We start from the raw sequence: 13,422 nt of genomic DNA, 5'->3' as shown, positions 1-13,422 counted from the left end.
GCATCGTGAAGACGATTGGTCTGGACCTACAGGCAGGGGAAAGGCGATGCGCGGAACCACCGTGTTACCCGGCGCCGGCGACGCGGGCGGCGAAACGCCCGCCGAACAGGCGCTGCCCATGCACCGTCTGGCGGTGCCGATGCCCAATGTGCTGCCCTTCGCGATCGGCACCTTCGACACCATCGGGCCGATGTCCCGGGCTTCCTTCCCGCACCGGCACACCTTCTACGAGATCGTCCACGTCACCCGGGGAACCGGCGCGCACGTCGTCGACGGCGCCCGGTGGGAACTGCGCCCGCCCCACCTGGGCGTCATCACGCCGGGCCAGGTGCACCACTGGGAGGACGCCGTCGGCCTGGACGGGTCCGTCGTCCTCTTCACGGACCACTTCCTCCTCGACCATCCGGGCGACCGCGCACTGCTGCGGCGCCTCGCCGAGCGGGCCTGGCACACGCTCGACGCGGCCGGACACACCTGGGCGAGCCGTCTGGTCGCCGACCTCCACGACGAATACCGCCGCGGGGCGGAGGGATTCGAGAGCGTCGTACGCGCCCTGCTGCACATCCTGGTCGTGCGAGCGGCGAGACTGCCCGGCCCCGGCCCCCGCGCCGGCGTCGCCGGTCCCACCCGCGCCGGCGCCGCCGGTCCCACCCGCGCGGGCGCCGTCGCGGAGGAGTTCACCCGGCTGATCGGCGGCACCGATCCGGCGCTGTGGTCGGTGGGGACGTGCGCGCGGCACATCGGGGTGACGCCCGGACACCTCTCGGCAGCGGTCAAGGCCGCCAGCGGCCGCACGCCCGGCCAGCTGATCCGGGAGGCCCGCACCCGGGAGGCCAAACGGCTCCTGCGCGGGACCGACATGACGGTCCGCCAGGTGGCGCAGTGCGTCGGGATCGCCGACCCGGCGTACTTCTGCCGGTTCTTCCGCCGGGAGACGGGCATCAGCCCGGGGGACTTCCGGCGCGGCGGCGATTTGCACCACGACCACCGGATCGAGTCCATCGCCGCCGACGACACCCCCGCATAGATTCAGTGCCGATCCCGACGACCTTCCCTCCCGAGGAGCAGGCATGGACGGCGACACCCCCACCACCCCCTCCACGCCCGGACACCCCAGCCGCAAGTCGGTGCTGCGCGCCGCGGTCGCGGCCGGCATCGCCGCGCCCACCGCGCTCATGGGGCTGCCCGCACTGGCCCGTGCGACGGCCTCGTCCGGCCCGGCGCCCGCGGTGACCCCGTCCTGCGACGACGGTGACGACCCCACCCCGCCGCAGATGGAGGGGCCGTACTTCAAGCCGAACTCCCCCCACCGCGTCTCACTGCTGGAACCGGGCACCCCCGGCACCCGGCTCTCGGTCACCGGCCATGTCTTCGGACTGGCCTGCCTGCCGCTGAGCGACGTACTGCTCGACTTCTGGCAGGCGGACGCCAACGGCGCCTACGACAACGCCGGGTTCCGATTCCGCGGCCACCAGTTCACGGACTCCCGCGGGGCGTTCACGCTGACCACGATCGTGCCGGGGCTCTACCCGGGCCGCACCCGCCACATCCACGTCAAGGTCCAGGCGCCGGGACGCCCCGTCCTCACCACCCAGTTGTACTTCCCGGGCGAACCGCGCAACCACACCGACCCGCTGTTCGACCCGCGGCTGCTGATGACCGTGCGGGACGGCGGCGGCGGCCGGGAGGCGGCCTTCGACGTCGTCCTGGACGTGCCGCAGACGCCCGGCCCCGGCCCCACCCCGACGCCGCCCGGCGGGTCGTGGACACCGGGCACCACCTACGCGTCCGGCACCCGCGCCGGCTACGCGGGCCGCTTCTACCTCTGCCTGCAGAGCCACACGGCCCAGGCCGGCTGGGAGCCGCCGAACGCGCCCGCGCTCTGGCGGGCCGTATGACCGCCACGGGGCGCGGCTGAGCCGGGTCGCGCGGCCCGGATTCCCGAACCGGGCCGCGCGAGGGCCCGCCGGGGGGCACCTGGCTCCCGCCGCGGGGGCCACCCGGCGCCCGCCGTGGGGGCCCGCGCCCAGTGGCCGGGCCGTGCGGCGCTGAGCCCGTGCGTCGCCGGTCAGGCCCGTGCGTCGCCGGTCAGGCCCGTGCGTCGCCGGTCAGGCCCGTGCAGCGTACGCCCGGACATCGGCGTCCGAGTCGGACCTGGCCACGGCCAGCGCCGCACGGGCCTCCGGGTGGTCGTGCCGCAGCAGGGCCAGCACCGCGGCCTTGCGCACATCGGCGTTCCCGTCGGCGAGGGCCGACGCGAGGGCGGACACCGCGCCTCCGGGGTCGGCGCCGCCCAGGGCGGTCGCCGCGCCGGCCCGCACCTGCCAGGCCGGGTCACCGAGCGCGCTCACCGCGAGGACGGCCTGCGAGGCCGGGCATCCCGTGGTCCCGAGGGTCCCCAGGGCCGCCGCCCGTACCAGCGGATCGGGGTCGTCGAGCAGCGGCGCCAGCGCCGCGGGGGAGTCCAGGCTGCGGGCCACGGCGACCCGGACCTCACGGGCGGGGTCCTTGACCGCTCCGGCGACCGTGCCGAGCGCGTCGACGGAGACCAGCGCGCGCACGGCTGCGATCCGGACGTCGATGTCCGGGTCGTCGAGTGCGCGGGCGTAGGAGGCGGTGTCCCCCAGCCGCAGGGCGCGCAGGACGTCCAGGGCCGCGGCCCGTACGAGGGGATCGCCGCCGGCGAGTGCCGATGCCAGCCCGGCGCCCAGGTCCCCGTCCGGCGGCAGCGTCTCGACCAGTTCGCGCAGGGAGGCAGCGGCGGCGGCCCGGACGGACGCGTCCTCGTCGCCGAGCGCCCCGGCGAGCGCGGGGCCCGTGCCGGGCGGGACCGTTTCGGTGAGGGTGGCGATCGCGGCCCGGCGCACCGCAGGGTCCGCATCCGCGAGATACGGCCGCAGCTGCTCCGGCCCGGGCTCGGACGCGGCCTCGGTGAGGGCGAGGAGTTCCAGGATGCGGGGGTGGTGGGAGGAGCCGGCCGCGGCCCGGTCCTTCGGTACGGCACGGACCGGTGCGCCCGAGCCGAGGGGCGCGGTCTCGCGCGGACCCGCCGTCGCGACCTGGTCCGGGTGGACTACGCCGATGTGCCGGGACGGCCCGCCCGTCGGGGCGAACCCGTCGACCGGGATCAGGTACGGCGCCACCGGACGGGCCGTGAACTCCATCGCGCCCGATGCCGACTTGCGCAGATCGAGATGGTGCAGCCAGGCGTCGTCGTCGCGCGCCGGGTGGTCCGTACGCTCGTGGTAGAGGCCCCAGCGGGACTCGGTGCGGGCGAGCGACGAGCGGGCCGCCATCTCCGCGCAGTCGCGGATGAACGTCACCTCGGCACAGCGCATCAGCTCGTGCGGCGTGCGCGCGCCCATCTCCGCGATGTCGGTGCGCATCCGCTCGAAGTGCTCCAGTGCCAGGGAGAGACGCGCCCCGGACTTGGGCGGGGCGACGTAGTCGTTCACGAACCGGCGCAGCTTGTACTCGACCTGCGGCTGCGGCGGCCCGTCCGGGTTGCGCAGGGGGCGGTAGATCAGCTCATGGGCCTCGGCCAGCTGGTCCGGGGGCAGTTCTCCCGTGTACGCGCCGTACCGGGCGGCGTCCGCGCCGGCCAGGTCGCCGAAGACGAACGCACCGATCATGTAGTTGTGCGGGACGCAGGCCAGGTCCCCTGCCGCGTAGAGCCGCGGGACGGTGGTACGGGCGTGGTCGTCGACCCGTACGCCCGAGGCCGAATGGCCGCCGCACAGGCCGATCTCCGAGATGTGCATCTCGACGTCGTGCGTGCGGTAGTCGTGGCCGCGGCCCGTGTGGAAGGTGCCCCGGGTGGGGCGCTCGGTGGAGTGGAGGATGCCTTCGAGAGCGGCGACGGACTCCTCGGGGAGGTGACTCAGCTTCAGGTAGACCGGCCCGCGGTCGCTCGCCACCTCGGCCGCGAACTCCGCCATCATCTGGCCCGACCAGTAGTCCGAGTCGACGAATCGCTCGCCGTGCCGGTTCACCTGGTACCCCCCGAAGGGGTTCGCGACATAGGCGCAGGCCGGTCCGTTGTAGTCCTTGATCAGCGGGTTGATCTGGAAGCACTCGATGCCCGTGAGCTCGGCGCCCGCGTGGTACGCCATGGCGTAGCCGTCCCCCGCGTTGGTGGGGTTCTCGTACGTCCCGTAGAGGTAGCCGGACGCGGGCAGGCCGAGGCGTCCGGCCGCGCCCGTCGCCAGGATCACCGCGCCCGCGCGGATGGCGACGAAGGCGCCGCTGCGGGTGTGCAAGGCGGCCGCACCGACGGCCCGGCCGTCCGGGCCGGTGAGCACCCGCACCGGCATCACCCGGTTCTCGATGCGGATCCGCTCACGCATCTCGCGCCGGCGCAGCTGCCGGTAGAGGACCTTCTTGATGTCCTTGCCCTCGGGCATGGGCAGGACGTACGAGCCGGAGCGGTGCACCTGGCGCACCGCGTACTCGCCGTGCTCGTCCTTCTCGAACTTCACGCCGTACGACTCCAGGCGCTGCACCATCGCGAAGCCGCGCGTCGCCGTTCGGCGCACCGTCGACTGGTCGACGACCCCGTCGTTGGCACGCGTGATCTCGGCGACGTAGTCGTCCGGCTCGGCCCTGCCCGGGATCACGGCGTTGTTCACCCCGTCCATGCCCATGGCGAGGGCGCCCGAGTGGCGGACGTGGGCCTTCTCCAGGAGCAGGACGTCCGCCCCGTGCTCGGCGGCGGTCAGGGCGGCCATGGTGCCGGCCGTGCCGCCGCCGATGACGAGGACGTCGCAGGACAGCTCTTCGGCGTCGGCGAGGGCGGGGATCTGCATGGCGTGCCTTTCGGTGACCGGGGCGTTCGGGAGGCGGGGCGGCTTCAGGAGCCGAGAGATGCGAGGACGTCCCGCCGTACGGCCGCGATCGCAGGATCGTCCTGCACGGCCGCGGCGCGGGCGGCGGAACGCGGGCGGGAGCGCTTGACGTCGAGGACGCGTCCCGTGCCGAGGAGCGCGACGCGGTCGCCGAGAAGCAGCGCCTCGTCCACGTCGTGGGTCACGAACACGACCGTCGCGGAGGTGTCGTCCAGCACGTCGACGAGCAGCCGCTGCATGTCGGCGCGCGTCTGGGCGTCGAGCGCGCCGAACGGCTCGTCCATCAGCAGCGCACGCGGCTCGCCGGCCAGGGCGCGGGCGAGCTGAGCGCGCTGGCGCTGACCGCCGGAGACCCGGTGGGGGTGCTTGTGGGCGTGGTCGCCGAGTCCGACGCGGGCCAGCCACTCGTCGGCCCGCCGGCGCCGCTCGGCGCGCGGTACGCCCGCGACGGCCAGCGGCAGTTCGACGTTGCCGCGCAGCGTGCGCCAGGGGAGGAGGGCGTCCTCCTGGAAGACGACGGCCCGGTCCGCACCCGGGCCCGTGATGGGCCGGCCGTCCTGGGTGGCGGTGCCCCGCAGCGGGGCGAGCAGACCGGCGAGGGTGCGGAGCAGGGTCGACTTGCCGCACCCGGACGGGCCCACGACGGTGAGGACTTCCCCGGGGGCGACGGCGAGGTCGACGGGGTGCGGGAGGGGCGCGCCCGGCCGGCCCAGTTCGGCCTCGACGGTCAGGTGCGCTCCGCCGCCGGCGCCGGTACCGGCGGGTTCGCGGGTGACTTCGGCCATCTGCGGGTGCTCCTTGTGAACGGTGCGGCTACTGCCGAGGGATGGGGGCGGTCCGCCGGCCGCGGTCCGCGGCGCGGGAGCCAGCGCGTGGCACGTCGGCCCGCGAGTTCCACGGCCGTCGAGGTCAGCCAGCCGAGGAGGCCGATCGTGGCCATCCCCACCAGCACGCCCGGATAGTCCACGACCGTGTAGTCCTGCCAGGTGCGGTAGCCGACCCCGTACTCGCCCGAGATCATTTCCGCCGAGATCACACAGATCCACGCGACTCCCATGCCGACCGAGAGTCCGCCGAAGATCCCCGGCAGGGCGCCGGGCATGACGGTCAGGAGGGTGCGGGCACGGGATGCGCCCATGGTGAGCACCGCCTCCTCCCAGAGTGGCGAGAGGGCCCTGACGGCGTGCCGGGTGGAGACCAGGACGGGGAAGAACGCCGCCGTGAAGGTGATGAAGACGATGCCCTGTTCATTGGTGGGGAAGAGCAGGATCGCGATGGGCACGAGGGCGATCGCCGGGACGGGGCGTACGACTTCGAGTACGGGGCCCAGGAGGTCGTGGGTGAGGCGGGAGCGGGCGATCGCCGTGCCGAGCGCGACGCCTGCCGCCGCGGCCAGGACGAATCCGGTGAGGATGCGACTGAGGCTGTCGGTGATGTCCTGCCAGTAGGTGCCGGTCGACAGCCGGACCGAGAAGGCCCGCGCCACCTCGGTGACCGTGGGGAACTGCTCGAAGCGGAGCCAGAGGTTGATGTCGAGCACGGTGAGCAGCTGCCACAGGGCCAGGGCGAGCAGGAGTGATGCCGTACGGCGTGCGTACCTCATGACCGCAGGGCCTGTGCGTAGGTGAGGGGCCGCGCCGACGGGTGGGCCGTGCGGTACTCACGCGCCGTCTCCTCGGTGACGAACGGCTTCACCGAGGTTCCGTCCTTGAGCCAGATCGCCTTGTCGGCGAACCAGAGGGTGCCGGTGGTGGTGTCGGGGACATACACCACGCGGACCTCGGCCCGGTTCGCCGCCGCGTAACGCAGGGCTTCGGCCGGGGAGTCGAAGGAGGTGGTCGTGGTGGCGTTCTTCAGCCAGACCTCGCTGCGGGAGGCCGGGGCCGTCGTCGCCCGCTGCTTCGTGTAGGCGGCGCCGTACGCCTTGCGGATGTGGGTGTCGTCGACGAAGGCGTCCACGTCGACGCCGGGGACGAGCTTCGCGTCCTTCAGGATGGGGACGTCCTGCTTCAGGGCGTCGATCAGTTGCGGCTTGACGGTGGCGTCGAAGGTGGAGATGCCGTTCGGGCCGTTGTAGAGATGGACCACTTCGGCCGGGAGGCCGGTGGCCGCGGCCACCTTCTCGCTGGCGGCCACGGGGTTGTCGCGGAGATAGGCGGTGGTCGCGATCTGGGCCCTGAGGAAGGCCTGGAGCACCTCGGGGCGCTGCTTCGCGAAGGCCTCGCGGGCGGTGACGCCGTGGAAGGTGGCCAGGTTCAGCCGCCCGCCGTCGTAGAGCGCCTTGGCCTTGCCCTGGAAGGCGAGCAGGCCGGGCCAGGCGACGAACTGGGAGAGCGCGTCGACGCTGCCCGCCGACAGGGCGGAGGCTCCGACGGAGGGCTGCTGGTTGAGCTTGCGGAAGGAGACGTTCTCGCGCTGGAGCGCGCGGACGAGGGTGCCGTCGGCGGCCGAGCCGACGCTGGTGGAGATCTTCTTGTCGCGCAGGTCGGTGAGTGTCGTGTGCGGGGAGCCGGGTGCGGTGACGATGGTGTTGAGCGCGCCCCGGAGGTTGTAGCCGGTGACGGAGACCAGGCGGGTGGGGCGGTTCAGCTGCTTGCCCCGGGCGGCGTTGATGAGCAGGGGGAAGTCGCCCATCGAGCCGATGTCGATCTTGCCGGCGGTCATCTGCGCGGTGATCGGGGCGCCTGTGGCGTAGTCCTGCCAGACCACCTTGTACGTCGTGCCGTCGCGCTTCGACAGCGCGGCGAGTTCGCGCTCGAAGTGGCCCAGCGAGCGCAGGAGCGTGCCGGCGGTGACGGTGTTGATGGTCTTGGACTGGTAGCCGACGGTGACCGTGACCGTTGAGTCGGCCTGGGAGTCGGTGGCGCAGGCGGTGAGGGGGAGCAGCAGGGCAACGGGCAGGAGGGCAAGGGGTGTACGTGACATCGGGGGCCTTTCACCGGAGCAGGTAGGGCATGTTGACCGTGACGGCTCCGGTGGGACACCGGGCCGCGCACGGGCCGCAGTACCAGCACTCGTCCACGTGCATGAACGCCTTGCCGCTGTCCGGGTTGATCGCGAGCGAGTCCAGCGGGCACATGTCGACGCACAGGGTGCAGCCGTCGATGCACTTCGACTCGTCGATGGTCACGGGCACGTCGGCCCGTTGGGGCGCCAAGGGCATGGCTGTCTCCGGGAAAGAGGAGGGCGGTGGTGGCTATGCGCGGTGCAGCAGACCGTGCATGGTGAGGCGGTCGCCGCGGAAGCGGATGAACTCCAGGTCGACGGGGCGGCCGTCGGCCAGATGGGTCAGCCGCTCCAGCATGAGGACGGCCGCTCCGCGGGGCGCCTGGAGGACTGCGGCGGAGTGCGCGTCGGCGTTGACCGCTTCGAGGGTGATGTCGGCGGTACCGAGCCGCTGTCCGGTCAGGGACTCCAGGAGCTGGAAGACGTCGGTGTTCTCCAGGTCGCAGCCGATGAGGTCCGCGCCGATGTCCATGGGGATGTACGTGAGGTCGAGGGACAGGGGGAGGCTGCCCAGCAGGCGGAGCCGCTCGATGTAGAGCACCTCGCTGTGCCGGGGGAGGTCCAGCCGGGCCGCCACCGGGGCGGGGGCCGGGACCGGTGCCATCGTGCGGATGTGGTTGAGGACCGTGCCCTGCTCGTGGAGGGTCTCCGCGAGGCCCTGGAGGCGGTTCAGGCCGTGCCGGTACTTCCGGCACACGACGACCGTGCCGACCCCGGGGACCCGGTCCACCAGCTGCTCGTTGCGCAGCAGGTCCAGTGCCTGGCGGACGGTGTTGCGGCTGGCGCCGTAGTCGCGGCCGATGATGCCCTCGTGGGGCAGGGAGCCGGTGGGGAAGGCGCCACCGATGATCTGGTGGCGCAGCAGGTCGGCGAGCTGCCGTGCCTGGTCCGCGCGCAGCCGGCGCCGGCGGGCGGCGACGGTGGTCGCGCCTGTTCCGGCGTGTTCTCGGATGCGTTCGGCGGGCATGCGTCGGACCATACCGAGGCATGCCCGCCCGTGGTGTTGCGGCAGTATTGCGCCACCGAGGGGCGTCGGCGGCGCGCTGTTGAGCTGCGGTTATGCGCGGGAGTGGCGAAGATCTGCCACTACCGGGCGGGAGCGATCCGCCCCGTCACCTCGCCGAGCCCCACCTTCATCCCGTCCGGGCCCGGGGCCCAGGCCGTGAGGGTGACCTCGTCGCCGTCCTCCAGGAAGGTGCGCTTGCCGCCGGCGAGCTCGAACGGCTCCTGGCCGTTCCAGGTGAGCTCCAGCAGCGAGCCGCGCTGGTGGACCTCCGGGCCGCTGACCGTGCCGGAGCCGTAGAGGTCGCCGGTCCGCAGGGAGGCGCCGTTGACCGTCATGTGGGCGAGCTGCTGGGCCGCCGTCCAGTACATGGTCGAGAAGGGCGGCTCGGCGACCGCTTCGCCGTTGATCTTGACGGTGATGCGGAGGTCGAAGCCGCCGGGCTCCTCCTCGCCGGAGTCGTCCAGGTACGGCAGCAGCGGGAAGTCACGGGCCGGTGGTGCGACCCGCGCCGCGTCGAGGGCCTCCAGCGGGGTCACCCAGGCCGACACGGAGGTCGCGAAGGACTTGCCCAGGAAGGGGCCGAGGGGCACGTACTCCCACGCCTGGATGTCACGCGCGGACCAGTCGTTGAGCAGGGTCAGGCCGAAGACGTGGTCGCGGAACGACCCGAGGGAGACCGGCTCGCCGAGGGCGGAGGGGGTCCCGACGAGGAAACCGACCTCGGCCTCGATGTCGAGCTTGACCGACGGGCCGAAGACCGGGGTGGCGTCGGCGGGCGTCTTGCGCTGGCCCGACGGGCGCACGATGTCGGTGCCGGAGACCACGACCGTGCCCGCGCGGCCGTGGTAGCCGATGGGCAGGTGCTTCCAGTTGGGCGTGAGCGGCTCGCCGTCCGGGCGGAACATGCGGCCCACGTTGGTGGCGTGGTGCTCGGAGGCGTAGAAGTCGACGTAGTCGGCGACCTCGTACGGAAGGTGCAGGGTGACGTCGCCGATGGGGTGCAGCAGCGGCTCTATGTCGGGGCGGTGGGCGGGGACCGTCACCCAGGCGGTGAGGGCCCGCCGTACGTCCCGCCAGGCGGTGCGGCCGGCGGCGAGCAGCGGGTTCAGGCCGGGCTGGGCGAGCAGCGCCGCGTAGGGCGAGCCCAGCGCGTGCGCGGCGGCGCCCGCGTCCAGCACATGGTCGCCGACGCGGACGCCGAGCCGGCGGCGGCCGGGCTCGTCGGCGGTACTGAACACGCCGTACGGGAGGTTGTGCGGGCCGAAGGGGTCGCCTTCGGCCAGGTCGAGCGGGCTCTGCTCGGGCATCGGTGCTTGCCTCGCTTTCCACGTGTGTGGGGGACACGTTAGATCAGCCCGTGGTACGGGGAACGCGCTTCTCCCACGTGCGATGGAACACCACCTCGGTGCCGTCCTTGCAGATCACCTCGTCGGAGGTGAGGAAGTGGGTGGCGTCGCAGCCGATCTCGGAGCGGGTCTCGACGGTGGCGTCCCAGGGCATTTCCGGGCGATGGAGGCGGATCTTCCAGTCGGACCGGGTGCGGGCGGAGAGCGGGTCGCCCTCCTCGACGGTGTACGTCTCCAGGGCCTCCTCGGTGTGTTCGAGGCCGTCGGGGTGGACCCGTGTGCCGCCGTGGCGGGGGTCCACCTCCAGGCGCCACTCGCCCTCGGCGACGTCGCGGACGATCAGCCGCTCGGGGCGCTGCCCGTCGAGGGTGGCCGGGATGGTCACGCCCAGCGGCTCGGCCTGCTCGGGCTCCTCGAAGGCGACCGGGTCGGTGGTGGGCACGCGGACCGGGAGCTGCAGGGCGCTGGTGGCCGGGTCGAGGGTGAAACCGCCGTCGTCCGGCCGCGGCCAGATCCAGGGCCAGTACGCGGACGAGACCGCGAGGCGGATGTGGTGGCCGGGCGGGAAGGTGTGGCCGACGGCGTGCAGTTCGAAGACGAAGTCCTCGGTGTCCCCCGTTCGCCAGGGCACGGCCCGGTCGCGGCCGTAGCGGGCGGAGAAGTCGTGGCCCCCGCGGGTGACGAGCGTGGAGGAGCCGTCCGGGGCGACGTCGCAGAGCCGGGCGACGACCTGTCCGGTGGGCGCTCCGGCGCGCAGCGTGAGGCTGACGCGCGGCCGGCCGAGGATCTCGATCGGGTCCCCTTCCTCGGGGACGGGGAAGTCGAAGCAGGCCGAGCGGGCGTCCTCGGCCCGCTGGTCGGGGGGCAGGTCGGCGTCGTTGCCGCACGGGCGGAAGCGGCCGGCGTCGAGCCCGGTGTGCTGGGGGGAGCGGACGCGTACGGGGGAGCCCGTGAGGGCGTACGTGAGCAGGGTGACGTGCGGGGAGGGCCAGGTGTCGTCGCCGACCCAGCGGCCGGGCAGGCGCGGGTAGACGGTCGCGGGCGGGTGCGAGTCGCTGATCCAGGACCGCAGGAGCGGCTCGGACATGGCGCCGTTGGCGGCGCCCTTGAGGTGGTGGTCCCACCAGCGCAGGGTCTCCTGGAGGAAGCCGATCGCCGGGCCCGGCGGCCGGTCGCGGTCCGGGTACTGGTGCGACCAGGGGCCGATGACGCCGCGCACGCGGTCGTGCGGCAGTCGCTCGACCAGCCGCAGGACGGTGTCGCGGTGCGGGTCGTGCCAGCCGCCGACCGCGAGGACCGCCGCCCGGACGGCGGAGAGGTCCTCGCCGGCGCTCCGGTGCCGCCAGTACGCGTCGCGGGTGGGGTGGGCCAGCCAGGTGTGGTGGAAGGGCGTGAGCGCTTCGAGCCGGTCCGCCCACACGCCGCGCCATGCGTCACCCGTGTACCGCGGGTCGGGCGGGGCGGCGGCGAGGGCGAGCAGGGCGGCCGCCCGGGCGGGCATGGCGCCCGCGAGGAGGGAGCCGCCCAGGTAGTGGATGTCGTTGTCGTAGGGGTCGTCGGTGGAGCAGACCGTGACGACCGCCTTCAGCGGCCCGGGCGCGCGGGCGGCGATCCGCAGGGCGACGGTCCCGCCCCAGGAGATGCCGAACATGCCGACCGCGCCCGTGCACCACGGCTGTTCGGCGAGCCACTCGACCACGGCCACGCCGTCGTCGAGCGCGCTGTCGGCGTACGGGTCGTCCGGCATGCCCTCGCTGTTGCCGTAGCCGCGGCCGTCCACCCTTACCGAGGCGTAGCCGTGGCCCGCGTACCAGGGGTGGCGCTGCGCGTCCCGGGCGGCGGTCCCGTCGGTCAGCCGGTCCGGCAGGTATTCGAACAGGGCCGGCACCGGGTCCGTGGTCAGCGGACGCCACACCCGGGCGTGCAGCCGCGTACCGTCCGGGAGGGGGATGCGGACGTCCTCGTGGCCCGTTTCGTACGGGAAGGATCGGCGGATGCGCATGGGGACCTCGGAGGGGCGGGACAGGCCTGGACAAACGACTCACTGATGGACGTATCTGCTGATCCCGAACATACCGGCGATGGCGGGAAGGCGCCCATGGTGATCGAAAGGCGACCGGATACGCTGACTTGAGTGAATCCAGCGACACATCGACAATCCGTGTGATCGTCAGCAGACAGGAGATCCCCTCGTGACCGTCGTCGGGCCGTTCGGGCTGAGCGTGCGGGACCAGGCTCTCGAAGCCGATGTCCAGACCGGATTGGCGGCTGTCGAGGCAGGGCTCCTCGATGCCACCAAGAGCGAAGTGCCGTTCATCACCGAAGCGGCCCAGCACCTGGTCAGGGCCGGGGGCAAGCGCTTCCGCCCACTGCTGGTGATGCTCGCCGCCCAGTTCGGCGACCCCTACGCGCCGGGTGTCGTGCCGTCGGCCGTCGTCGTCGAGCTCACGCATCTGGCGACGCTCTACCACGACGACGTCATGGACGAGGCCGACGTGCGCCGCGGCGTGGACAGCGCCAATGCCCGCTGGGGCAACTCGGTCGCCGTCCTGACGGGTGACTTTCTCTTCGCCCGCGCCTCACACATCCTGGCGGATCTCGGACCCGAGGCGGTCCGTATTCAGGCGGAGGCGTTCGAACGCCTGGTGACCGGGCAGATCCTGGAGACCGCGGGCCCGCGCGACGGCCGTGACCCGGTCGAGCACTACCTGGACGTCATGGCGGGCAAGACCGGCTCGCTGGTCGCCGTCTCCTGCCGCTTCGGCGCCATGATGGCGGGTGCCGACGAGCGGGTCGTGGGCGTGCTCACGCAGTACGGCGAGCGGCTCGGCCTCGCCTTCCAGCTCGCCGACGACGTCCTGGACATCGCCTCCGACTCGCACGAGTCCGGCAAGACACCCGGCACCGACCTGCGCGAGGGCATCCCCACCCTCCCGGTGCTGCACCTGCGGGCGCAGGCGGCGGCCCACGGACGGGCCGAGGACCTGGCGCTGGTCGAGCTGCTGGACGGCGACCTGACCGACGACGCCCGGCACGCCGAGGCGCTGCGCCGGCTGCGCGTCCACCCGGCGCTGGAGCAGGCGCGCAAGGACACCGTGCGGTACGCGCAGGAGGCGCGGGCGATGCTCGCCCCGCTGCCCGACTGCTACGCCAAGGCGGCGCTCGCCGAGCTCTGCGACCTGGTGGTCCACCGCGCGGGCTGACCCGAGCGCGTGACCCG

Annotated in this window: 11 protein-coding genes; 3 read left to right on the top strand and 8 right to left on the bottom strand. The window is 73.2% G+C overall.

The window, feature by feature from the left end; all coding sequences use genetic code 11:
* The first annotated feature begins 46 nt into the window (after positions 1-46).
* Both ACY34K_RS04435 and ACY34K_RS04430 read left to right on the top strand, forming a co-directional pair.
* The gene (locus tag ACY34K_RS04435; protein WP_462743847.1) at positions 47-1,027 is read left to right on the top strand and encodes a helix-turn-helix transcriptional regulator; all 981 of its coding nucleotides are present in this window, start codon (positions 47-49) and stop codon (positions 1,025-1,027) included.
* 43 nt (positions 1,028-1,070) lie between these two features.
* Positions 1,071-1,898 (top strand): dioxygenase family protein, encoded by an 828-nt coding sequence (locus ACY34K_RS04430; RefSeq protein WP_462743844.1) that lies wholly within the window; start codon positions 1,071-1,073, stop codon positions 1,896-1,898.
* A gap of 210 nt (positions 1,899-2,108) precedes the next feature.
* On the opposite strand, the gene ACY34K_RS04425 is transcribed toward ACY34K_RS04430, so the two are convergent.
* The 8 genes from ACY34K_RS04425 to ACY34K_RS04390 form a co-directional block, all read right to left on the bottom strand.
* The gene (locus tag ACY34K_RS04425; RefSeq protein ID WP_462743841.1) at positions 2,109-4,805 is read right to left on the bottom strand and encodes a fumarate reductase/succinate dehydrogenase flavoprotein subunit; all 2,697 of its coding nucleotides are present in this window, start codon (positions 4,803-4,805) and stop codon (positions 2,109-2,111) included.
* 44 nt (positions 4,806-4,849) lie between these two features.
* Positions 4,850-5,629: an ABC transporter ATP-binding protein gene (locus ACY34K_RS04420; protein WP_462743838.1), complete on the bottom strand. Its 780-nt coding sequence runs from the start codon at positions 5,627-5,629 to the stop codon at positions 4,850-4,852.
* The gene (locus tag ACY34K_RS04415; RefSeq protein WP_462743835.1) at positions 5,572-6,447 is read right to left on the bottom strand and encodes an ABC transporter permease; all 876 of its coding nucleotides are present in this window, start codon (positions 6,445-6,447) and stop codon (positions 5,572-5,574) included. The genes ACY34K_RS04420 and ACY34K_RS04415 overlap by 58 nt, the downstream gene beginning before the upstream one ends.
* Complete coding sequence (locus tag ACY34K_RS04410) at positions 6,444-7,769, bottom strand: ABC transporter substrate-binding protein (protein WP_462743832.1); 1,326 nt, start codon at positions 7,767-7,769, stop codon at positions 6,444-6,446. The genes ACY34K_RS04415 and ACY34K_RS04410 overlap by 4 nt, the downstream gene beginning before the upstream one ends.
* A gap of 10 nt (positions 7,770-7,779) precedes the next feature.
* On the bottom strand, positions 7,780-8,007 hold the full coding sequence (locus tag ACY34K_RS04405) for a 4Fe-4S dicluster domain-containing protein (RefSeq protein WP_365373906.1): 228 nt from the start codon (positions 8,005-8,007) through the stop codon (positions 7,780-7,782).
* A 33-nt stretch (positions 8,008-8,040) separates the two neighbouring features.
* Positions 8,041-8,817 carry a GntR family transcriptional regulator gene (locus tag ACY34K_RS04400; RefSeq protein ID WP_462743828.1) on the bottom strand — a complete coding sequence of 259 codons (777 nt, stop codon included), beginning with the start codon at positions 8,815-8,817 and terminating at the stop codon, positions 8,041-8,043.
* Positions 8,818-8,936: 119 nt separating this feature from the next.
* Positions 8,937-10,163, bottom strand: a complete 1,227-nt coding sequence (gene fahA / locus ACY34K_RS04395; protein WP_462743825.1) for a fumarylacetoacetase — start codon at positions 10,161-10,163, stop codon at positions 8,937-8,939.
* Between the two features lie 43 nt (positions 10,164-10,206).
* Positions 10,207-12,204 carry a CocE/NonD family hydrolase gene (locus tag ACY34K_RS04390; protein ID WP_462743822.1) on the bottom strand — a complete coding sequence of 666 codons (1,998 nt, stop codon included), beginning with the start codon at positions 12,202-12,204 and terminating at the stop codon, positions 10,207-10,209.
* 190 nt (positions 12,205-12,394) lie between these two features.
* Here ACY34K_RS04390 and ACY34K_RS04385 point away from each other — a divergent pair, with 190 nt between their 5' ends.
* The gene (locus ACY34K_RS04385; RefSeq protein ID WP_462743819.1) at positions 12,395-13,405 is read left to right on the top strand and encodes a polyprenyl synthetase family protein; all 1,011 of its coding nucleotides are present in this window, start codon (positions 12,395-12,397) and stop codon (positions 13,403-13,405) included.
* Positions 13,406-13,422: the final 17 nt, after the last annotated feature.

The sequence above is a fragment of the Streptomyces sp. STAM6 genome, assembly GCF_054963715.1.
This window is presented reverse-complemented; position numbering and strand designations above follow the sequence as displayed.